The following is a 20,742-nucleotide window of genomic DNA, read 5'->3' as shown; positions in this document are numbered from 1 at the left end:
AAGAAATAATATACTACATTTGAAATAAGCGAGCTAGTACATCGGCCCTTCTCTATTTTAACTTTAGTCATGAACAAAAGAAAAATAAAAAACCCCCTCAAAGCATAAACTTCAAGGGGTGAGCCTGTTTTTTATTTACTTATATACGTACAGCTGTACCACTTACAGCAACCATTAACATTCCATCACGAACTACTTCGTAATCTACGTCAACACCAACGATAGCGTTCGCACCTTTTTGTTTTGCAAGTTCTTTCATTTCGTCCATTGCGATATCACGAGCTTCTTTTAGCTTACTTTCATAAGAACCAGCACGACCACCGACAACATCACGAACAGAAGCGAATAAATCGCGGACAATATTTGCACCCATAATAGCTTCACCATTTACAATATCGATATACTCAATAATTTCTTTACCTTGAATTCCAGACGTTGTTGTTACAATCATGACTGACACTCTCCTAATAAGTTGTAGTTTTAATTAGCTTTCTTATGTCTTTATTATGACATGGAACAAACAACTAATCTATTGAATTACCTTACAGGAATGTGACAGTTTTGTAAGAATGAAACGCGCATTATGTTTCATTTTAATAAAGCGCTTTAAAATTAGGATACATAAACGACTCTTTATTTTCTTTCCAGTCCTTTTCTACTTCTTTGAAAGTTGGTCGTCCTAATTTTTCATTGTTCTCATGTTTACGAAACCATTTCTTTACATACTTATCCCCATTTTTATTTTGAATCGTGCAAAGGAAACTATCGCTACTATCCTTTAATATTTTTACAATCACGAAAAGACACCTCTTTCCTTTTAAATAACAGAATAAAACTTGATCTTTTACTATAAGCCCTTCCTCTCTTATAGTCATACGACTCCTCGGCCGCGCCAAATTTGTAAGATCAAAAAACGATATTTACTTTGTTTACATTTTATTTAAAGAAATCAGAGTTATAAGCATGATGCTTATCAAATATTTTATAGATTTCTAACTTATCATCTAATTTTGCATCTACTAAAATTAATATATTTCCATCGTAAATATATTCTTCATACTTCTTAGCATGTTCTTCTGGAATTCCTAATCCTATAAATGCTCCTATTAAACTTCCAGCTCCTCCGCCAATACCAGCTCCGCCAATCGCTGCTGCGATCGGTCCCGCTGCTACGATTGGACCCATTCCAGAAACGGCAAGTATACCAAGACCTGTTAATAAACCACCGAGTCCACCTGCTACACCTCCTGCTACAAGCCCTGTTGCTGAAAAGATATCTGCTTTATGTGCAGTTTCGCTATTCACTTTTTCACCCGATTTTTCTTCCAGATGTTCAATTTCCTTCTGATCTTTTGCAATAGCTGAAATGTTATCTGCTGAGTATCCTTTTTCATTTAATTCATTAATAACGAGTGCCGCATCATCAATTGTTCTAAAAACACCTACTATTTTTCTATCTACATTCATAACTATTAACCTCCTAAAGTTTTATATAATGTATCTTTATTTTTCTTCATTTCTGTATACACTAATCTTCTTATTAACATAACCATTTACGAAAAAAGCGAATAGTATAAGCACTACAAGTGAACTACTTAACAAGTAAATTAAATCAAATGTAATATTAATCATCATTTCATTCATGTATACCAGGCTCCTTTTTATTTAAAGTAAAAGTATATTTTGATAGACTACTCTACTAAACATAGACATCTTACAATTCATCTTCAGTTAATCTCTTTGTAGTATATGTATACCCTTCCTAACCTTTTCTAAACGTAAAAAACTATAATTATATTTTTTCTTATTTATATGTTTAACATTTTTTTAAACGGGTATGTTTATATTGTTATGCTTACTATATGGAAAGGAATATTACGATGAACGCCATTCACTCTACTACTATTTCTTATAATGAAACACCTACAATAACGCAGATTCATCATTTTTATGCTTTAATGACAACATTTCAAACGAATGTATTTATAAGTAAACACGGAACACTTACTTCTATTAAAAACTTAAGCACTCTAGTATCCTTTTTCCTTACTGTAAAAAAGAGAGATCTTGTATTATTTATTTTTGAAGGAATAGATGCAAAAAGAGCTTTAAAAACACTCTTCCCTTCTTAGAATGTTTGTTATCCTCTATTCCCTCGTCTACTACCTTTCATATATGTTTTTATATTTCAAAATGATTTCCTCTATTAAAAAAGAACCCCCTAATACAATAGGGGGATTTCTAGTTTGACCTTATGAAAACTGATATAATATATATTACGTTTTTCATTCTTTAAAATAGAAAAGTTTTAATAACCTTGAAGGTAGGAATTTTTAATGAACTCGAAAGCAAAATTTAGTATTCGCTACAAAATTATGGCTGGTTATTTAGTTATCATTTTGTTCTTACTTGTTTCTTTCATTATGTTAAACAATGAGATTTCCAGCTTACAAAAATCTCGTAATTTTATTATTGATCACGATTTTAAAGTTCTCAATTTAACGAATCAAGTGGAGAAAGAGTTACTAACAATTGAAAATAAAGCGAAAGGGTTTATCATTTCTAATAACCCTACTTACGTGCAATCCCTTAACTCTGCGGAAAAGGATTACGAAAAACATTATCAAGATCTTTTTGCTTTATTAGAGGATAATCCCTCTCAGCAAGAAAAATTAAAACAGATTAACGAAAACATTACTAGTTGGATTAATAAAGAGATTCACCCACTCATTGCAAATAATAATAGTAATAATGTACAAACAATCGACACGACTCAAATTCAGTCATTACAATCACAGCTAACTAACTTCCGTAACACTGAGGAGCAACTAACGAAAAAAAGAGCTGCACAATTAGATACTGAAAATAATAAATTAGAGATTTGGTTATACAGTTTATTGTTCTTACTTTCTTGTATTTCTATTATCGTTTCACTCTATATTTCGAATGCCATTACAAAAACGATTAAAAATGTAATTCAAGCTATTAAATCCATTTCTTCTAAAGAAAAAATTACGGAAAGAATTCATGTAAATACACATGATGAAATAAAAGATCTTGCTCATACAACAAATCACCTACTAGACGAAATATCAAAAAGAGAGTGGTTACAAACTGAGCTTGCAGAATTAATTTTAATGTATCAAGGTGTATCTTCTATTGAGATGTTAGGTAAAAAAATTCTTAGTGGCATCATACAAAAAACGCAAACTTCTTGCGGTGCATTTTATGTACGTGAAGAATATGAAGAAACTGTCTACTATGTGAAAAAAGCTTCTTTCGCCGATCAAGGTGCTGATGTTGGAAAACAATCCATTAAAATGGGTGAAGGTTTCATTGGACAGTCTGCTTTAGAAAAGAAAAGTTTTATTCTGAGGGACATACCTGAAGAGTTTCGTTACGTTACTACTGGATTATTAGAAATACGTCCTAAAAATATACTAGTCATCCCTGTCTTATTTGAAGATGAAGTGATTGCAGTAATGGAGTTAGTAAGTGTAACTGAGATTTCAGATTTACATCAAGATTTAATTCACCAAACTGTTGATAATTTAGGTTTAACAATCCATAGTATTATGGGACGTATGCGAATTCAAACTCTTTTACATGAATCACAAGCAATGACAGAAGAGTTGCAAGTTCAATCAGAAGAATTGCAAACACAAGCGGAAGAACTACAAATGCAAGCCGAAGAATTACGAACAACGAATGAACAATTAGAGTCTAGAACTGAAGAGGCTGAGCAGAAGACAGCTGACTTACAAATTACTAAATTAGAATTAGAAGAAAAAGCAAGCGAGTTGTTACGCAGCTCAAAATACAAATCTGAGTTCTTAGCAAATATGTCACATGAATTACGCACACCATTAAATAGTATTTTACTATTATCTGAAATGTTAAGAGAAAATCATGATAACAATTTATCCGACGATGAGATTGAATTAGCAACTGTCATTCATTCATCAGGGAAAGACTTACTTACTTTAATTAATGACATACTAGATTTATCTAAAGTAGAAGCAGGCAAACTAGACATCATTTTTGAGGCAACGAACATAAGTGACATGGCAGCCAATATGCATCAAAACTTTTTACATATAGCTGCACAAAAAAATGTCGAATTTACTATTGAGGACAGTGATACGATTCCTGATCTGTTTTATACAGATGCAAAACGGATTGAGCAAATTATTAAAAACTTATTATCCAATGCATTTAAATTCACAGAAAAAGGATCCGTTTCTTTACATTTTGATTCGATAGAAACAACCAATTTAAGTCATGATATGCAGTCTATCAGTAAAGATTGGATTACAATTTCAGTAAAAGATACTGGTATTGGTATCGCTAAAGAACAGCATCAACTTATTTTCGAAGCCTTTCAACAGGCAGATGGAGCAACGATTCGAAAGTATGGTGGTACAGGATTAGGTTTATCTATTTGTAAAGAGTTTGCGAGATTATTAGGTGGTTGGATTACGTTAGAGAGTAATGTAGGAGAAGGTAGTACTTTCACCGTATATATTCCTAACCTTCCAAATGGATTACATGATATACAGTTATCCAATTTAGAAGTCGCAGCAACGATAGAAGATGTTATTCCTGCTAAAGTTGTTGAAGAAACTATCGTTACTCCAGAAACAAATAACGTCTTCCAAGAGAAAAACATTTTAATTGTCGATGATGATCATCGAAATATATTTGCGTTACAAAATGCATTAAAAAAACAAAATGCCAACATTATTACTGCCCAAAACGGCATAGAGTGTTTAGAAATACTAAAAAGCAATACAAATATTGACCTTATTTTAATGGATATTATGATGCCGAATATGGACGGTTATGAAACGATGGAAAATATCCGAATGAACTTAGGGCTAAATGAAATACCTATTATCGCATTAACTGCTAAAGCAATGCCAAATGATAAGGAAAAATGTTTATCTGCTGGCGCTTCAGATTATATAAGTAAACCATTAAATCTACATCAACTCTATTCGGTAATGAGTGTATGGTTAATAAAATAAGTGAGGTTTAGTTGGAGTGGAAAATAAGTATTATAATTTTGATCCATCAGTAGATACGGATGAGCGCACGAACTTAGAAATTGAATTACTATTGGAAGCGGTATTTAAACTATCAGGATTTGATTTTCGTCAATATGCTCGCACATCTATTTATAGAAGGATTTGTAATCGAATGCAGCTCTCTAATATCCCAACCATTTCAAAATTAATTGAAAAAGTAATTCACGAGGAAGGGGTTTTAGAACAGTTATTAAATGATTTCTCGATTAATGTAACTGAGATGTTCCGTAACCCTGCCTTTTTTAAAGCGCTAAGAGAGCATGTTATTCCTGAATTGAAAAAGCAACCTGAAATTAGAATTTGGCATGCTGGATGCGCAACTGGTGAAGAAGTATTATCAATGTCCATCTTACTTCACGAAGAAGGATTAAGTGAAAAGTCGGTTATTTACGCAACAGATATGAATACAAATGTGTTAGAAAAAGCAAAACAAGGTATCCTCCCGTTAAATAAAATGCAAACTTATACGAAAAACTATTTACAAGCTGGCGGTACACAAGCGTTTTCTAACTATTATTCAACAGATAATCGTTTTGCTTATTTTAATCCATCACTTTTACAAAACATTATTTTTGCACAGCATAATTTAGTAACCGATCAATCTTTTAACGAGTTTCATATTATACTTTGTCGTAACGTTTTAATTTACTTTACAAGCAAACTTCAAAATCAAGTGCAGCAACTATTTTATGAAAGCTTAGGTCACAATGGATTTCTATGTTTAGGAAATAAAGAAACTCTTCGTTTTTCAAATATAATGCCGCATTATACCCAATTTAATCCTAGTGAACAAATTTATCAAAAAATACAATAAAAAGCGTATGAAATCCTCTGTTTGGATTTCATACGCTTTTTATTTCGCATTCGTTTGTATCATAATGAGACACTTATATTCTGATTTCATACGCTTTTTATTTCGCATTCGTTTGTATCATAATGAGACACATATCATCTGATTGCGCTTTCTTTTGTTCTTCCTTGTAAAACCCTTCTATCTCGCCTTCTAAATCTCCCCATTTTCTTTCTGTAAAAGTACGTAATTTCTCTTCAGCCTCAAATTCATCATTTGCAATTGCTTCAAGAACACCATCTGTAAATAATACGATTTGAGCATTTTTCTCAAAAGGTATAACTGTCTTTTCAACTTTTATTTCATCAAAAAATCCTACCGCACAACTCCCGCGATCTAGTTCAACTACATTTGTTTCATCAACTAAAACATATCCAGAAGGATGCCCTGCATTGACATATTCAACTGTTCTATCTTCTGTATTAACAACTAAGTATATGGCCGTAAAATAATAGGGAATATTATCATTTTCATTATGTAAAAGGGTCATATATTTATTTAATTCTTTAATAACGAGTTCTGGATCAATTAAACATTTAATCGTTTCACGTAATACAGACGAAATAAACATACAAACTAATGAAGCAGATACACCATGTCCCATCACATCTAATAATATAATACCGTAGCGATTTTCATCGATTTTATACCAATAATACATATCTCCAGCTAGTTTAAATGAGGGCAAGTAACTTGCTTCAATTTTTATATGATCTTCTCTTAATGGGCTACTTAATAAGTTTCTTTGTACTTGCGTAGCTAAATCTAGTTCATTCCGAAGATTTTCTTCTTGCTCTTTATGCCAATTTAATTCCGATTTCAAGCGTAACGCTACACGCATACGTGCTAATAGTTCAACTTTATTTATAGGTTTCGTAATATAATCCATTGCCCCCATATCAAGAGCTTCGGCCAATTTATTTGCATCCTCTAAAGCTGTAACAAAAATAATAGGGATATCTTTAAACTTCTCCTCTTTTTGTAATCGCCTACAAACTTCAAGTCCATCAATTTCAGGCATCATAATATCTAATAATATTAAATCAATTTCATTATGCCTGGAAGAATCTTTTCCAAACTGTATGTATTCGAAGAGCTCTTGTGCAGAATTGAGCGATACAAGATCATGATATCCGGCTTGTTTTAAAATCTTCTCAATTACAAATATGTTAACCGGATTATCATCAACAATTAAAATGGACACAAGTTATTTCCCCTTTTCTTATTTAAAATGTAAATCTATTATCATTTTCTATTTTTCTAGTATTACATACTCAGTTACAAAATGAAAATTTCTTACTCAAACATATTTATACAACAAAAGAACAAACCCCTAGAAATAGGAATTTGTTCTTTCACTCTATAAATTTCTACTTTTAATTTAACACCATTGCTTTATCATTTAAAAGACGATCTAATTCTTCCATATGATTTGTTTCATCGGCAATCATATCTTCTAGTTTTACAACTAACTCTGTCATATTTAATTTCGCTGCCTGTTCTTTTCTCGTTTCATAACGCTTAATTGTTTCATATTCTGATTGTCTAGCGGATTCTAACATTTCTCTAACATCTTCTACTTGTTTCACTGGTAAAGGGATCGTAGTGGGGGTACCACCTAGCGTCTTAATTTTCTCCGCTAAATATAGGGCATGTCCTTGTTCATCACTAATTTCAGATTCAAAGAAAGGTTTTAACACTTGTCTATATATACCAGAAACTGTAGCTGCATTATGGTTATACATAATAATTGCTGAGTATTCTCCTGCTAAATCTTCATTCAATCCTTCGATTAGTTCTTTCACATCGTGTGACATTTTCATATCTCCTCCTATACTTAATAAGTACCCCTTTTCTCATGTTTTAAACATCATTATTTTAAATTTTTATGTATCTAAAAATGCGGCTTGCTTCAATTTACTTATCGCTTGTCTTTTAATACGAGAAACGTGCATTTGTGAAATACCTAACCGTTCCCCTGTATCTTTTTGATTTAAATTTTCTCCAAATATATAATGAATAACACTCTTTTCCGTATCATTTAATACGTTAAAAATATCCTTTAAAACGAGACGCCTTTCTGTCTCTTCATATCCTTGCTCTACTTCACCTACAGATTCAATTCTCGCTACCGAACTTCCATCAGATGAATTTTCAACTACATCATCTAAGGAAGATACTCGATAATTATTTTTCGCATCCATAATCTCTAGAACTTCCTCTTCCGATAGTCCTAAATGATTTGCGATTTCTATTATCCTCGGTGAACGTTGTAGGTGATCTGTTAGCTCCTCTATCGCAAGCTTAATTTTCCCGCCCAAATCTTTAATTCGCCTTGGAACGTGAATGCCCCAAGTTTTATCACGTAAATACTTCTTTATTTCGCCTACTATTGTAGGTATTGCAAAAGGCTCAAAGGCATTCCCTATCGAATAATCATACCTTCTTATTGCACCTAAGAGCCCTAACATGCCTACTTGTATAATATCCTCATGCATCGGTCCGCCTTTTGAATAGCGATATGCAATGGAATAGACAAGATTTTTATAATGCTCAACTAACCTTTCCTGCGCTTCATCACATTGGTTTTGTTGGAAGTCTGCAATTAGTTTAATAACGTCTTCTTTAGTAAGATTCGTAGGTTGAGATTGGATTTCCATCATTCTCCACCTGCTCTCTTTGTATATATTTTGTCATTAAAACTGTCATACCCTCATCATGCATGATTTGTATATCATCCATTAACGTATTAATTAAATATAAACCTAAACCATTTTCCGGCAAATGTTCTACTGGTTTACTAATATCATACGGACCAACTTTCCTTTTTAAGTTATTAAAATCAAAGCTAACCCCATTATCCGCAACCATAATTTCTAATCGATTTTCATATAGTCCAAAGACAATTGCAATTTCTCCAACGTCTTCTTTATATGCATGTTGTACAATATTTGTACATGCTTCACTAATAGCAATTTTCATATCTTCTATATCGTCATAAGCAAAGCCCATTCGATTCGCAACACCAGCCATTGTTAAACGAATAATAGCCACATATTCTGCCTTTGCAGGAATTTTCATTTCTATCTTTTCAAATCTCTCCATCATCCCTAGTCACCTTCTTTCTACTTTTTCAAAATCGGAATTCAAATTTAATATTTCTGTTAACCCTGTAATATCAAATAATCTTTTTAACCTTTTAGATACACCAATAAACTCTAGTTTTCCATCATTTTTCTTAACCGCTTTTAATAGCGCTATAAAAACACCTAAACCGGTGCTATCCATATAATCTACGTTATGAAAATCTACTACAATCTGAACCTCTTTTTCGCTTGCAATAGGCATAATCTTATTTTTTAAATCTGATGCCGTATATGCATCAATTTCACCATTAAGTTGTACCGTATAACCTCCATCATTTTGCAAAATATTTATTGCCAAATTCATCATTTCCGCCCCCTTATCTCGAACTTTTACTATTTAATTACCCATAAAAATTAGTTTTAAACATATTTTTTTATTTTCATTATAAATAAATTTTCTACACCTTTCTCGGCTTAACACTTAAATCGTACTAATAAATGTTTAAAACTTATAATTTTGTGTATGTATAATGTATAAACATTATTTTTAGGGGGATCTATCTATGGAAGAGCACAACTTTAAAAAGGGAGATTTCGTTCAATTTTCTTATCGACACGATCATGCTACAAAATTAGTTGGTTCCATTATTAACATACTAACGAATACAATTGTAGTTGATATAAGTAATAGCGAGGACTTATCTCATATAGAACCAAGGCAAGTCGTAAGAATAAATAATTGTAAAAAGGTAACGATGGCTTAATACATAATAGAAAGTGTAATGTTAATGAGTGGGGGGTTCTTCATCCTCCACTCATTCCTATGTAAAATACATAAAAAAGCATCCAAATTAGTTTAATTGGATGCTTTTTTATGTATTTTTATCAGTTCATTCACTTTATAGTTATATATATACATAATAGAAAGTGTAATGTTAATGAGTGGGGGGTTCTTCATCCTCCACTCATTCCTATGTAAAATACATAAAAAAGCATCCAAATTAGTGATGCTTTTTTATGTATTTTTATCAGTTCATTCACTTTATAGTTATATATAATAAACTTAAGATTACTATTCATTATCATACTTACGCTTTCCGTAGCATTCTAGAGAAGAATGTAACGATTAAAATAAAGACGATTGCACCTAATAACGCTGGAAGAACGAAAATGCCTCCCCATTCAGGACCCCAATGACCAAATAACGCACTACCTACCCAAGATCCAATTAATCCGGCAATCACATTACCAACTATACCTAAAGGAAAGTCTTTTCCCGTAATCATTCCAGCTAACGCACCAATAAGTCCACCTACAATACACGTAATAATAAGTCCCACAATTAAACCTCCTATATTCGTTTTATATTGGATTTATCAAGCTTTGGTATGTAACCAAAGCTTGATAAACATGTATTATTCTTTATTATCCAATCCATCACTTATCTTTTGTTTCACTTTTCCGACTTTTTCTTTTATCGTTCCCTTCGTCTTGTCCCACTTCCCTTCATTTTTCAACTTTCTATCTTCTGTAACTTCACCAATTCCTTCTTTTACTTGTCCCTTTGCCTTTTCCACTTTACCAGTAATTTGTTCTTTTAGTCCGCTCTCACTCATATTTCCCATCTCCTTTTCGTAATAGATTTATAGATTTACAGGATACAAATTTAAATAGAATACATGCATCTTCTTTCGTGTAACCATTCACCGACTCTTTCTAAATCTTTAACGAATAACAAGATCTTCCCTTCATCTAGCTTTTCTTCGTAGAAGTTTGCTTCTTCCTCATTAAGCCCTAACTCCTGCATCTTATTTCTTAACTGATCTCCCGTTTTTTGAAAGACATTAATAATGCTTGTCCCAAGTCCTTCCTCTTTTATTCCAATCGTGTTCACGTCTGCATTATCTGCGATTCTATCTGTCCTCTCTTTCTCATGTGTTAACACGTAAATATCTTTTTGTTCTATTCCTTTCTTCACTAGATCATTCGCCGCATTCATGACCTCTTTCTCCGTAATAAATTCATATACAAAAGGTTTACTATACTTCGTTTCCATCTTTAACTTCCTCCTTTAAAATGAATTATTTGTTATATTATATGTAGTACACCTATTTTCGAAATGTTAAACATAAAATATGAAAAAAATTATGTGAATTTTAATTTTAATAGAAAATGAACAACATCATTTACCACTTTAAAACATCTTCCCCTTACAATAACTACCTAAATTAACAGAAAATTGTTATAATTAATCTTAAGGAGGGATACTATGAAAAAAATCATATCTATATGCGCACTAACCGCTCTATCTTTCACTTTAATAGGTTGTACAAGCACCTCGGCTACAGATAAAGCTTCACAAGTTAAGCAAGAACATGCACAATATACCTTTCAATTAAACTCCGCAAATATTTCAGACATTGAAATACTGAAAACAACAAATCATACTACTTCCAAATCTCAAACAGATAATAAAGAAATGATAAAATCTATCGTTTCAGCCGTTCAAAATGGAACACCTAAAACTATCACTTTAGATCAAAAAAAGAGAGAATCTGCACATTCTACTATTAACGTTACATATAAAGATGACGCAAAAGAAGAATTTCTTGTTTGGGTTGATAATAAGGAACAAATTACAATTGCTAAAGATGAGAAGAAAGATAAGGTAGAAGATGTGATAGTAAATATTAAAGATGCTAAAATGATGAAGGATTTCTTTTAAAATTCTAGTTAACGTTAAAAAAAGAGTAGGATTACACCCTACTCTTTTGTTTAATCATGCTCAATAAATAGACCTTTATAAAATCTATTTAAGGTCTAATTTTGCTAAATCATGTTGTAAAACATTATTTCCTTCTTGTGGGTTAAATACGATTGCACTAAGACCAAAAACATTTGTAACAACATCTCTATCTTTCGGACGAATGATTCTTACTTCATAAGCAAAGAGTGCTGGAGGAAGAGCTGCTGAACGAAAAGTAACATATCGATTAGGTGGCAATGTTTGTGTTGAAGGGTCTATTAATGGTAACAATACCGGAGAACCCGATGACCAATCAAACATTTCAACTGTTACTCTACGAGTATCATCTGGATCAACATTCATAGCTTCAACAGTAAGAAATAACGTAGCGGAATGTCTACGTAATACACCCGTTGATAAAGTTTCATTATGATGTTCAAAGCATTTTTTTGGAGGGTGACCATAGCCATAACTCATACCAATTCCCCCCTTTCATTTACAATTAAGGACAAGTATTCCTTATAATATATAATGCTAGTATTCTTTTATTGAAAGGTATAAAAGCGGATTTCTATCTATATTTTTGGATATTTTATTTTTCATTTATTCGCTCTTAAATAATAAAGTGAAACTATATTCCAAACAATATCGCTATTGCAGCAAAGTAAAACAAACTGGACAACCTAGATTTCAAACTGTAAGATTAGATGTTGGTGAAATTGGGCAGCAAAGCATATATAGAAAATAGGTGTTAATGTTGAAAATCAATAAAAAATTTGAACCATTAATTTTTAATATCTTTATGATTTTAGGCATATCTAGCATTATCTCTTTCGTCATGGTTTCAATGAATGTTGGATATACAGCTTTATTTCTCAAATCATGGATAAAAACATGGGGAATTGCTTTCATACTTGCATTTTTAGCTTCTAAATTATTACCCTTTGTAGTTAAAAAGATAATGAAAATCTTCACTTTTGTTGAGAATGATGCTTAAGAATAAAGTGATGTACTGCGTAGGTTCATTCCAATTAAAAGAGTTTATTATCACAAAAACTTAACCTAGTAAAATGTTTCAAATAGAAGGAAGACACCTTAAAGGTTGTCTTTTCTTTATAAGTAAAAAAAGCCCGCCTATTTCCGTAGGCGGGCTTTATCTTTATTACACAATACGAAAGTATACTCTCTTTTTCACTGAAATTTTATGTAATTTTACATATTCATGAACATACATGTCTTGATGGACTTTATCTATATACTCATGACAGTAATCCATTGAAAATGTATCTTCTTGAAAGCAAAACTCTCTTTTAGAAAGAAAAAAAGACACCCTAAAGTTCATTCCTCCGACTTGAACCTCTTTAATTTTAATAATATGTATTGGACTCTTATCTAAAAAATAATCTAGTGTATTCCAATAAGAGAAAGATAATGATAAAATAAAAGTGCAACAAGATGTTGCTTAGTTTTTAAATTTTATGGGAATAACACAAAAGCTAGGTTTGGTCGCCAAGTTTTTTCATTCCTATCGGTCATGAAATACCCCGGTTGGTCGCTGGGGTATTTCTTTTTTATTAACGTATATATAGGTCTATTATGGACAAAATAAAATATAATCTTAGTAGAAGATAGAACACTGACATCTTTGCCGCTTCTAAATCACTTTGGTCTTGTGCGAAGAAAGGATGGTCAGTACTTTCAGCTCAGTGTTCGATCTACTTTAGTTTTTGAGTTGAGTGTTGCTAATCATAGCAGCACTTTTTTACATTCCAATTTGTTCTTTGATGAATTGAATTATATGTTTTACAAACTGGCTTTGCGTGAAGAAGTAATGAATATTTCTCAGTACTGTCGTCCACGATGCTAGATTACTTACGAAAGACTGGGATTCTGTCTTTTTGGTCGCCTTTTTTTTACGTTTTTTCATTCCTGTCCCTCCCTTCATAAGGGAAGGGCAAAGATGGCACATTTTACATTTTAAAGAGTTATATAGAAGAGGACAAGCTATTCATTAGCAAAATAAAGAAAAGACACCCTAAGGTGCCTTCCTCCGACTTGAACCACTTTAATTTTAATAATATGTATTAGACTCCCATCCAACTGTTATTTTTGTTTATTGAGAAATACAATAATTTATTTGTGCTGGTTGTCTGTATGGTCCATGCAGCGATTAACAAGAGGACAATAGCAGTGATGACACCTAAAAGTCATTGCTTGAGCTGATGGCTAGAAACATAAGCGTTACTGTGTATTTATGAAATTTCATTATAAGCAACCTCCTAGTGGAACTACACATTGGTAGAAAAATATATATACTTCTTTCTACTTGATAAGTTCTTATTTTAATCATATATAAAAGGAAATGAAACCGGCTATAACAATCAATGGAAGGATTACTGCGAGTTTATTTTTTAGAGGGACACGCTTGTCTGGGACGCCGGGGTGGATAACAAAAGCTAGTAAAACAATTACTCCAATAATACCTAAAAGTGTATGAATGATGATCATCCTCCTAAGTAATATTATTATTAAAATTATGTCACATTCAAATGTTTATAAAGTAAATATTTTACAATATAACCCAGATGTTGCATTTTTAAATTCAAAAAAGCTCCTCAAAGCATCAGCTTTAAGAGACCCCATCCTATCATCTTCTCTCTTCATACAATCGATTCGCTTTATACGAGCAAACGAAAAACATACATGTCGCAACGGGGATAAATGTCAAAAAAAGTCCTCTCATTAATGCAAATGGCGTTTCAAATAAGAATGACCATAGAAATGATACACCTTGCTTATCCCATAATCCTGGCGTCAAGTATAGTTCTTTCGGATTTACAAAGGCTCCTAAATTCATTGTATTACTATACATAAATAAAAATAATATTGGCAAATAACAGATCGCTAATTCTAGAAATGTTTTAGATAGACGCTTATACTTCCCTGCTCGTGACATTGGATCTGAAAAAATGTCATCTTCACTTTCCTCATTTACCTTTTTAAAATAGTACGTACCTGACCAACGATTACCAGCTATATGCTCCCAGCCACTATCTTCAAATAATGTACAGTAATTAATAAAGTCACTTTTTCTACTAAATACTCTATGGTCTATTTTAATCGTCGCATCTTCTGGTTCTGTATATCTAAATGTATAACCAAATGTAGTGCTTTCCAGTTGATAGCCTTTCCAAGCCATCTCTTCTAACCATTTTTCCTCTTTCTCAAAGTCTAAAAAGAATTTCAATCTCCACATCATCGTTTCCCCCTAACTATACGTGTAATAAACTCTTTGTAACCTCAATAATGTGCTGCATTCTCATAAAGTCTAAGTGCAATACTTCTTTCCCGCGTTCCGTAATGACATACACTTTTCTTCGTTTATCTTCACTTTTTACTGATTCTATTAACCCTTGTTTTAATAAATTTTCAACCGCACCATACAATGTACCCGCTGCGATTTTTACTTGATGATTACTCAGTTCCTCCACCTTTTGCATAATTAAATATCCATGAGCTGGCTCTAATAAAGCTAAAAGAACGTAATACGTTGTTTCCGTTAATGGTAAATTTTTATCTCTATTCATAAAGACCTCCAATGTCACGATAAATATATAGTCAAACTATATAGTTGAACTGTATAGTTTAATTTTATACAGTCAGACTGTATGTGTCAAATGTAGGAATAACTTTATAACCCAAAACAAAAACGCTATCTTTTAAAAGATAACGTTTTTGTTTTACCCTTGCTTATTCTTCGCCTTCATTTGCTCTTCATAAACAAACTTCGCGGTCATAAAGTCGTTAGAAAAATCTTTCAATGCATTCTTCATTACATTTAATTCTTCTTGTGATTTAATTTCAATACTGTTTAAGAAATCAAATGCTTTTGATTGTTCCTCCGCAACAAAGTTTTGTGTCATATAATCATCTTGGAAGTCTTTCTTCGCCTTTTCTTTTACTTTATTCATTGCCTCTGTTTTGTTTATGCTTTTCATTGGATTTTCGAATGCTCCAGTAGGTTGTTCTGGTTTTGGCTCTTCTTTCTTTTCCGGCTGTTGCGCTGGTGCTGGTTGTTGTGGTTCCTGCTTTGGTTGTTCTTGTTGAACCGGCTGCTGCGCTACTTGTTGCTCTTTTTTCGCTAACTCATCTTTTAACTTCTTCACTTGCTCATCAAGAGATTTTTTTTCAGTTTCTAACACACTCATATCACTTTTCAACTTTTGCGTTTCTTCAAAATGTTCATCTACTAATTTATTATATTCTTTCTCAGAGTACATTTTTTCACTAGTTGATGTCGTTTTCTCTTTCATAACAACTACATTAATAATTACAAATAAGGCTACAATTCCTATTAACGCACCGAAAATCTTCTTTTTGTTCATGATTAATCCTCCAAAATGTAAAATTTCAAAAATTATCATAACAGACCAATTCGCCTTCCCTTGTCATATTTTGTCGAATCAATACAATAAAAAAAAAGCATCTGAAACAGATGCTTTTTCTCATTCTTAATACGTAAACGTAATTGTTACTAAAGAATACCCTTCTTTCGCATTGTAAGGCTCCGCTTTATAAGAAACTCGATTTGCCCCTTGCGGATAATCGATTTCGCCAATTGCCTTCTTCACATCTTGCAGTGCACCATTCATTGATTGCTTGTATAGCACTTCAATTTTCTCTGGTTTTGCACTATAGCGTTGCTGCATTTTATTTTTTAATTCGGTATAGTTATTTGCGATATATTCATTTCCTAAATAGTTTAACTTTGTATCTTTTAATATTTGTTGATATGCAGGCGTTTTCGTACTACCTGCCGCAATTTTGTTTGTCAGTGTACTATAATAATTCGTTGTAGCTTGCGGGTAGTCTCCGCGGTTCCACTCATGGTTTCTTGCGATTTGTTCATCTGATAAATTGAAATACGAATACGTGACGCGGCCCTGCTCATCTGGCACTGGATCATCGAATGTTGTATCAAGGTGATACCATTTGTTTTCGATTTTCACTAAATTCCAAGCATGAGGTTGTCCGTCCCCAGTTCCTGTCACGAAATGATTTTCAATTCCTGCTTCTTTTAATAATTGATACGTTAATAGTGCGTAACCTTGGCAAACCGCAGAACGATTTACAAGTGCTTCATATGCTGTATAAGCTTTATAAGACGTATCATAAGAAACATGTTTTACTACGTAATCATGAATCGCCTTCACTTTTTCGTGATCATCCATTCCAACTTGAGTAATAGAAGAAACGATTGCTTTCGCTTGTTTCATGACATATTCCGTCTGTTCTTTCGTTTCACGATATGTAATCTTAAGCGTAAACGTATAATTTCCAGGTGATCCAGAAAGTCCATATGAAACATTCGATCTATTATTATTTGTATACTCATTTTTACTTGCAACTTCTTTATATGCGTTAAAAAGTGTATTCATCACTTCGTTTGTATTATTGTTTTTCGTTTTATATGGAAGTGTAATATTTGTCTCGTATGTATTAATACGCTTTTGTACTTCCTCTTTAAACGCTGTTAATAATGCAGCATCTCCTGTATCTTTCACATCGGCATTTTTATATTTTAAAGTTTTATATAAAAACTGCGCATACTGTTCACGTGTTACTGTGCCATACGGTTCAAAATTCCCGTTCCCTGTGCCATCTGCGATTCCATTTGACTGCACTGCACTAATTGCGTTTTCTGCCCAAAATGGATTTGGAACATCCTTAAAGGTATGTTTTTGTTTTGCCGCAAGATGGAAAGCATTTGTAAGAATTTGTGCCATTTCCGCACGACTCACAGAAGCTTTCGGTCTAAATTGGCCATTTTCATCACCTTTAAAAACTCCTAAATTCGTTAAAGTTAATACCTCTTCTGGAAACATTGTAGAACTTTGATTAATATCACCGTAAGGATTTTTAAACGTAGACCCATCCTTTAATACGTAACGAGTTCCATCATTACTAAACGAACCGCCTTGTTTATTCGGTACTAACACTCGATAAATTAAAGCCGCAACTTGCTCCCTTGTCGCAACATCTCCAAAACCAAATATCCCATTCCCATAACCGGAAATAATATTCTTACTGGCTAAATCTTTAATCGCAGGATATGACCAATGTGATGTCGGCACATCAGAAAAAACACCCACTTCAGCAGCTTTCACATCGCTGCCATTTGTATATAACAACGCACCACCAATAAGTGATAATGATGTAATTGATTTTAATAGTTTTGTATACATAATGTCTTCTCCCAATACGTTCTCTATTTTTGTTGGTTTATGTCGAAAAATCTAAAAATATGACAAAATATATTATACAATTAAAAGTTTTTGAGGGATATATTGAATTTTAAAATATGCAAAAATTCATATTGTTATAAGGATTCATAGTGATATTATGTTATTTTACTTGCGAATATATAAATAAAAAAACGCTCATCTGAGCGTTTCATCTATATACTTATTAGTTACTTTTTCTTCACTTAGAACTCTTCTTCGGTAATCATCCTTCGATCTAACAACTCTTTATACTTCAATATTTCTTCAGCCCCACAGCTCTCCATGCGTATATTGTATAACACTTGTTGTATTGACCTTTGATTGGTCCGTTGAAACATTTACTCCATTTAGAGATAATTCTATTGAATTTTTCACTACTAATCACAAAAATATCTTATAATCTCTATATAACAAATTAATGTATTAGGAGTAGATAAAATGCCAGTTACACTCGAACTTATTCTTTTCATTCTTATAGCAATTAGTGCTGTTGGCTATTTAATAAAAGAATTTCAAAAAACTAGGAAACGAACACTTGGAATTTCACTAGAATTTTTAGTTCTTTTCTGGTCAATATGGAGAATATCAACTATCATAATCTAATTTATAAAACATAAATTCCTTCGAATGAATTGAAACTCTAATCAGCGGGGTTATAGGATAAATTTACCGGTATTTTTACCACAACATTCATGTTAAAATCCCTTGTGAGTACGACATAACTCGACCTTATGAAGCTCCGTAGCTTTTATCGCGGAGCTTTTTTTATTAAAATTAACGCTTTTGTTCACTTTTTTGATACATTTACGAAACATTCATATGTTACGTTATATAAGTCCTTTTTTAAATCTTATTCATTCTAGCAAAAAGTCCTAGTCCCCCTAGGGCTTTTTTGCATTCAAACAATGAGTTGTATTTTTTCTCAATAATCGAAACTACTTAACGTGGTAAAATAATAATCAGACTGGAATTTAATACCATATTGCAATGGATCAAATCGCAAAAAGCAGCTTAGGGTGTCTTTCTTATAGAGAATCAGTTTAAAAACTAAAAATAAAAGAACCTCAATAAATGAGGTTCAAAAAATCTACTATTTTAAATTACCTTCGTAAAAAGCAACTCCATTTTGAACATGTTTTAAGTACCACGTAATCGTCCCACCACAAACATTTTCATTAAAACTATTAGCATATACTCCATTTGAGTAATAAAGAGTTCTTTTGAATTTACCATTAGAATACTCATAAGGAATTGAGCATGTTGCTTGCTTCGGAGAGCTCACAGCTTTTTGCGTATCAGCTGAAGCTGCACCAATTCCCCCTGTTAATGCAATACCTGTTGCTACTGCTCCTACTACTAATTTCTTGAACATAATAAATCCCCCTTTAATAGTTTTTATAGATTACAACTTAAATGTATCACTTTTGTAATTTATGTAAATGTCTTGAATATGTAGAAATATTTATTAAACTATTGGTAATATTAGGATTTTATTTTATCAAATGGATAATAGAGGGATTAGAAAAGCATGTAAAAATACAGATAAGTTTATATTAAATGAATGTGGTTCAAGTCGGCGAAAGGAACTTTTGGTGTCTTTTTTTGTACATAAAAAAATCTCAACATCTTATAGAAACGATAAGCCCTTTAAAACAATAATTGCAACTATATTAATTTTACATTACATTAAGGTTAGAGAATATCATACTAATAAAGTGTTAAATAGTAGGTGGGGAAAATGGAATTTAACGATTTGGGTATTACCATTAAAGAACTTAGAATTAAAAAAAATATATCACAATCCGACTTATGTCACGGAATATGTTCACAAAGTCAAATTAGTAAGATCGAAAAAGGTGTGATTTATCCATCTAGCATATTATTATATCAATTATCTGAAAGACTTGGTATTGATCCGAATAACATATTTGCACTAACTCAAAACAAAAGATTAAAATATGTAGAAAACGTAAAATACGTAATAAAAGATTGCTTAAAGCAAAAACAATATAAAGAACTTTATGAAATAGTAAAAAAAGAGAAAAACTTAAATAATTTTCAAACAAAAGATGAGAAACAATTTCTAATGTGGCATGAAGCAATTGCTATATTTATGGTGGATAAATCAATAAAAACTGCTTTAGATTTTTTAAATAATGCATTAAAACTGACTTTAACTAATTCTGATTTTTTATCAGAAAGAGAAATAGATATTATGCAAACAATGGCTATATTTTATGCAGAAAATAAAGAATATGAAAAAAGTATTAATATATTCAAAAGATGTTTAACTAATTTTAATAAATTAGATTTTCCTAGAGATAAAGAAATTAAATTAAAACTCATGTTAAATTTAGCAAAATGTTTCGACTTCACATATCAACATGAAGAGGCAATAAAGTATATTGATAAGGGTATCAAATTAGCAATTAATCTAAATACTTTATACTTACTAGGTGAACTATTCTATTTAAAAGGTCAGTGTTTATTAAAAATGAAACAACATAATGTAGAAGATGTTATTTATAACTGGAAAAAAGCATTATTTATATTTGAACTAACAGAAAAAGAATATTATACAAAAATGCTACCAGATGAACTTATTGAAATACAAAATAAAAAACACTCATAATTTCGTAAAAACTACTTACAAAACCCACAGAAAAAATCCCTACAGCTTTTAAACTTA

Annotated in this window: 26 protein-coding genes; 7 read left to right on the top strand and 19 right to left on the bottom strand. The window is 31.8% G+C overall.

What is annotated here, in order from left to right:
* Positions 1-139 precede the first annotated feature (139 nt).
* From DN401_RS16215 to DN401_RS29870, 4 genes are all read right to left on the bottom strand, one after another.
* On the bottom strand, positions 140-451 hold the full coding sequence (locus DN401_RS16215; RefSeq protein ID WP_000637511.1) for a YbjQ family protein: 312 nt from the start codon (positions 449-451) through the stop codon (positions 140-142).
* Positions 452-593: 142 nt separating this feature from the next.
* Positions 594-797 (bottom strand): DUF4028 family protein, encoded by a 204-nt coding sequence (locus DN401_RS16210; protein WP_139310375.1) that lies wholly within the window; start codon positions 795-797, stop codon positions 594-596.
* Positions 798-936: 139 nt separating this feature from the next.
* Positions 937-1,467 (bottom strand): general stress protein, encoded by a 531-nt coding sequence (locus DN401_RS16205; RefSeq protein ID WP_001100101.1) that lies wholly within the window; start codon positions 1,465-1,467, stop codon positions 937-939.
* A 36-nt stretch (positions 1,468-1,503) separates the two neighbouring features.
* On the bottom strand, positions 1,504-1,644 hold the full coding sequence (locus tag DN401_RS29870; protein ID WP_001004569.1) for a hypothetical protein: 141 nt from the start codon (positions 1,642-1,644) through the stop codon (positions 1,504-1,506).
* A 236-nt stretch (positions 1,645-1,880) separates the two neighbouring features.
* Between DN401_RS29870 and DN401_RS16200 the strand changes: the two genes are divergently transcribed.
* The 3 genes from DN401_RS16200 (at position 1,881) to DN401_RS16190 (ending at position 5,901) form a co-directional block, all read left to right on the top strand.
* Positions 1,881-2,132, top strand: a complete 252-nt coding sequence (locus DN401_RS16200) for a hypothetical protein (RefSeq protein WP_000991356.1) — start codon at positions 1,881-1,883, stop codon at positions 2,130-2,132.
* 204 nt (positions 2,133-2,336) lie between these two features.
* Positions 2,337-5,027 carry an ATP-binding protein gene (locus DN401_RS16195; protein ID WP_001084969.1) on the top strand — a complete coding sequence of 897 codons (2,691 nt, stop codon included), beginning with the start codon at positions 2,337-2,339 and terminating at the stop codon, positions 5,025-5,027.
* A 16-nt stretch (positions 5,028-5,043) separates the two neighbouring features.
* Positions 5,044-5,901, top strand: a complete 858-nt coding sequence (locus DN401_RS16190; RefSeq protein ID WP_000429044.1) for a CheR family methyltransferase — start codon at positions 5,044-5,046, stop codon at positions 5,899-5,901.
* A gap of 97 nt (positions 5,902-5,998) precedes the next feature.
* Here the strand turns inward: DN401_RS16190 and DN401_RS16185 are convergent, their stop codons facing one another.
* The 5 genes from DN401_RS16185 to rsbV form a co-directional block, all read right to left on the bottom strand.
* Positions 5,999-7,141, bottom strand: coding sequence for a fused response regulator/phosphatase (locus DN401_RS16185; RefSeq protein ID WP_000025517.1), 1,143 nt, complete (start codon positions 7,139-7,141; stop codon positions 5,999-6,001).
* A gap of 172 nt (positions 7,142-7,313) precedes the next feature.
* Positions 7,314-7,754, bottom strand: coding sequence for a ferritin-like domain-containing protein (locus DN401_RS16180; RefSeq protein WP_000017755.1), 441 nt, complete (start codon positions 7,752-7,754; stop codon positions 7,314-7,316).
* A gap of 69 nt (positions 7,755-7,823) precedes the next feature.
* Complete coding sequence (gene sigB, locus DN401_RS16175) at positions 7,824-8,600, bottom strand: RNA polymerase sigma factor SigB (protein ID WP_002164611.1); 777 nt, start codon at positions 8,598-8,600, stop codon at positions 7,824-7,826.
* Positions 8,563-9,045 carry an anti-sigma B factor RsbW gene (gene rsbW, locus DN401_RS16170; RefSeq protein ID WP_000970576.1) on the bottom strand — a complete coding sequence of 161 codons (483 nt, stop codon included), beginning with the start codon at positions 9,043-9,045 and terminating at the stop codon, positions 8,563-8,565. The genes sigB and rsbW overlap by 38 nt, the downstream gene beginning before the upstream one ends.
* 6 nt (positions 9,046-9,051) lie before the next feature.
* Complete coding sequence (rsbV, locus tag DN401_RS16165) at positions 9,052-9,390, bottom strand: anti sigma b factor antagonist RsbV (protein WP_002195245.1); 339 nt, start codon at positions 9,388-9,390, stop codon at positions 9,052-9,054.
* Positions 9,391-9,586: 196 nt separating this feature from the next.
* Between rsbV and DN401_RS16160 the strand changes: the two genes are divergently transcribed.
* Entirely contained in the window at positions 9,587-9,787 is a 201-nt protein-coding gene (locus DN401_RS16160; protein WP_000391011.1) for a hypothetical protein, read from the top strand.
* Between the two features lie 324 nt (positions 9,788-10,111).
* Here DN401_RS16160 and DN401_RS16155 read toward each other — a convergent pair whose 3' ends face one another.
* The 3 genes from DN401_RS16155 to DN401_RS16145 all read right to left on the bottom strand — a co-directional run bounded on the left by DN401_RS16155 (position 10,112) and on the right by DN401_RS16145 (position 11,079).
* On the bottom strand, positions 10,112-10,363 hold the full coding sequence (locus DN401_RS16155) for a GlsB/YeaQ/YmgE family stress response membrane protein (RefSeq protein WP_000522903.1): 252 nt from the start codon (positions 10,361-10,363) through the stop codon (positions 10,112-10,114).
* Between the two features lie 75 nt (positions 10,364-10,438).
* Positions 10,439-10,639, bottom strand: coding sequence for a CsbD family protein (locus tag DN401_RS16150; protein ID WP_000004257.1), 201 nt, complete (start codon positions 10,637-10,639; stop codon positions 10,439-10,441).
* 50 nt (positions 10,640-10,689) lie between these two features.
* The gene (locus DN401_RS16145) at positions 10,690-11,079 is read right to left on the bottom strand and encodes a YflT domain-containing protein (protein ID WP_016125605.1); all 390 of its coding nucleotides are present in this window, start codon (positions 11,077-11,079) and stop codon (positions 10,690-10,692) included.
* Between the two features lie 213 nt (positions 11,080-11,292).
* Here DN401_RS16145 and DN401_RS16140 point away from each other — a divergent pair, with 213 nt between their 5' ends.
* Positions 11,293-11,748, top strand: coding sequence for a hypothetical protein (locus tag DN401_RS16140; protein ID WP_149287865.1), 456 nt, complete (start codon positions 11,293-11,295; stop codon positions 11,746-11,748).
* An 84-nt stretch (positions 11,749-11,832) separates the two neighbouring features.
* Here DN401_RS16140 and DN401_RS16135 read toward each other — a convergent pair whose 3' ends face one another.
* The gene (locus DN401_RS16135; RefSeq protein WP_000120217.1) at positions 11,833-12,246 is read right to left on the bottom strand and encodes a hypothetical protein; all 414 of its coding nucleotides are present in this window, start codon (positions 12,244-12,246) and stop codon (positions 11,833-11,835) included.
* 280 nt (positions 12,247-12,526) lie between these two features.
* Here DN401_RS16135 and DN401_RS16130 point away from each other — a divergent pair, with 280 nt between their 5' ends.
* The gene (locus DN401_RS16130; RefSeq protein WP_000700223.1) at positions 12,527-12,766 is read left to right on the top strand and encodes a DUF2798 domain-containing protein; all 240 of its coding nucleotides are present in this window, start codon (positions 12,527-12,529) and stop codon (positions 12,764-12,766) included.
* 765 nt (positions 12,767-13,531) lie between these two features.
* On the opposite strand, the gene DN401_RS29865 is transcribed toward DN401_RS16130, so the two are convergent.
* The 6 genes from DN401_RS29865 to DN401_RS16100 form a co-directional block, all read right to left on the bottom strand.
* A complete protein-coding gene (locus tag DN401_RS29865) occupies positions 13,532-13,696 on the bottom strand; it encodes a hypothetical protein (protein ID WP_000746319.1) in 165 nt (54 codons plus the stop codon).
* Positions 13,697-14,416: 720 nt separating this feature from the next.
* The gene (locus tag DN401_RS16120) at positions 14,417-15,028 is read right to left on the bottom strand and encodes a DUF2812 domain-containing protein (protein WP_002195227.1); all 612 of its coding nucleotides are present in this window, start codon (positions 15,026-15,028) and stop codon (positions 14,417-14,419) included.
* 13 nt (positions 15,029-15,041) lie between these two features.
* Positions 15,042-15,356 (bottom strand): PadR family transcriptional regulator, encoded by a 315-nt coding sequence (locus DN401_RS16115; protein WP_001078066.1) that lies wholly within the window; start codon positions 15,354-15,356, stop codon positions 15,042-15,044.
* A 153-nt stretch (positions 15,357-15,509) separates the two neighbouring features.
* The gene (locus DN401_RS16110) at positions 15,510-16,154 is read right to left on the bottom strand and encodes a hypothetical protein (protein ID WP_001035208.1); all 645 of its coding nucleotides are present in this window, start codon (positions 16,152-16,154) and stop codon (positions 15,510-15,512) included.
* A 126-nt stretch (positions 16,155-16,280) separates the two neighbouring features.
* On the bottom strand, positions 16,281-18,014 hold the full coding sequence (locus tag DN401_RS16105; protein WP_000288184.1) for an S-layer homology domain-containing protein: 1,734 nt from the start codon (positions 18,012-18,014) through the stop codon (positions 16,281-16,283).
* A 1,129-nt stretch (positions 18,015-19,143) separates the two neighbouring features.
* The gene (locus tag DN401_RS16100; protein ID WP_063220107.1) at positions 19,144-19,425 is read right to left on the bottom strand and encodes an LCI fold-containing protein; all 282 of its coding nucleotides are present in this window, start codon (positions 19,423-19,425) and stop codon (positions 19,144-19,146) included.
* Between the two features lie 366 nt (positions 19,426-19,791).
* Between DN401_RS16100 and DN401_RS16095 the strand changes: the two genes are divergently transcribed.
* A complete protein-coding gene (locus DN401_RS16095) occupies positions 19,792-20,685 on the top strand; it encodes a helix-turn-helix domain-containing protein (protein WP_149287864.1) in 894 nt (297 codons plus the stop codon).
* The last annotated feature ends 57 nt before the right edge of the window (positions 20,686-20,742 follow it).

It is taken from the genome of Bacillus sp. BF2-3 (genome assembly GCF_008368795.1).
GTDB lineage: Bacteria > Bacillota > Bacilli > Bacillales > Bacillaceae_G > Bacillus_A > Bacillus_A cereus.
The sequence above is the reverse complement of the archived record's forward strand: the minus strand, read 5'-3'. Positions and strand labels throughout refer to the sequence as shown.

Excerpts from the sequence above, each read along its gene's own strand:
- DN401_RS16095 (WP_149287864.1), top strand. The coding sequence starts at position 19,792 with ATGGAATTTAACGATTTGGGTATTACCATTAAAGAACTTAGAATTAAA.
- DN401_RS16105 (WP_000288184.1), bottom strand. The coding sequence starts at position 18,014 with ATGTATACAAAACTATTAAAATCAATTACATCATTATCACTTATTGGT.
- sigB (WP_002164611.1), bottom strand. The coding sequence starts at position 8,600 with ATGATGGAAATCCAATCTCAACCTACGAATCTTACTAAAGAAGACGTT.
- DN401_RS16195 (WP_001084969.1), top strand. The coding sequence starts at position 2,337 with ATGAACTCGAAAGCAAAATTTAGTATTCGCTACAAAATTATGGCTGGT.
- DN401_RS16150 (WP_000004257.1), bottom strand. The coding sequence starts at position 10,639 with ATGAGTGAGAGCGGACTAAAAGAACAAATTACTGGTAAAGTGGAAAAG.
- DN401_RS29865 (WP_000746319.1), bottom strand. The coding sequence starts at position 13,696 with ATGAAAAAACGTAAAAAAAAGGCGACCAAAAAGACAGAATCCCAGTCT.
- rsbW (WP_000970576.1), bottom strand. The coding sequence starts at position 9,045 with ATGATGGAGAGATTTGAAAAGATAGAAATGAAAATTCCTGCAAAGGCA.
- DN401_RS16215 (WP_000637511.1), bottom strand. The coding sequence starts at position 451 with ATGATTGTAACAACAACGTCTGGAATTCAAGGTAAAGAAATTATTGAG.
- DN401_RS16135 (WP_000120217.1), bottom strand. The coding sequence starts at position 12,246 with ATGAGTTATGGCTATGGTCACCCTCCAAAAAAATGCTTTGAACATCAT.
- rsbV (WP_002195245.1), bottom strand. The coding sequence starts at position 9,390 with ATGATGAATTTGGCAATAAATATTTTGCAAAATGATGGAGGTTATACG.
- DN401_RS16120 (WP_002195227.1), bottom strand. The coding sequence starts at position 15,028 with ATGATGTGGAGATTGAAATTCTTTTTAGACTTTGAGAAAGAGGAAAAA.
- DN401_RS16200 (WP_000991356.1), top strand. The coding sequence starts at position 1,881 with ATGAACGCCATTCACTCTACTACTATTTCTTATAATGAAACACCTACA.
- DN401_RS16110 (WP_001035208.1), bottom strand. The coding sequence starts at position 16,154 with ATGAACAAAAAGAAGATTTTCGGTGCGTTAATAGGAATTGTAGCCTTA.
- DN401_RS16115 (WP_001078066.1), bottom strand. The coding sequence starts at position 15,356 with ATGAATAGAGATAAAAATTTACCATTAACGGAAACAACGTATTACGTT.
- DN401_RS16180 (WP_000017755.1), bottom strand. The coding sequence starts at position 7,754 with ATGTCACACGATGTGAAAGAACTAATCGAAGGATTGAATGAAGATTTA.
- DN401_RS16100 (WP_063220107.1), bottom strand. The coding sequence starts at position 19,425 with ATGTTCAAGAAATTAGTAGTAGGAGCAGTAGCAACAGGTATTGCATTA.
- DN401_RS16160 (WP_000391011.1), top strand. The coding sequence starts at position 9,587 with ATGGAAGAGCACAACTTTAAAAAGGGAGATTTCGTTCAATTTTCTTAT.
- DN401_RS16140 (WP_149287865.1), top strand. The coding sequence starts at position 11,293 with ATGAAAAAAATCATATCTATATGCGCACTAACCGCTCTATCTTTCACT.
- DN401_RS16205 (WP_001100101.1), bottom strand. The coding sequence starts at position 1,467 with ATGAATGTAGATAGAAAAATAGTAGGTGTTTTTAGAACAATTGATGAT.
- DN401_RS16145 (WP_016125605.1), bottom strand. The coding sequence starts at position 11,079 with ATGGAAACGAAGTATAGTAAACCTTTTGTATATGAATTTATTACGGAG.
- DN401_RS29870 (WP_001004569.1), bottom strand. The coding sequence starts at position 1,644 with ATGAATGAAATGATGATTAATATTACATTTGATTTAATTTACTTGTTA.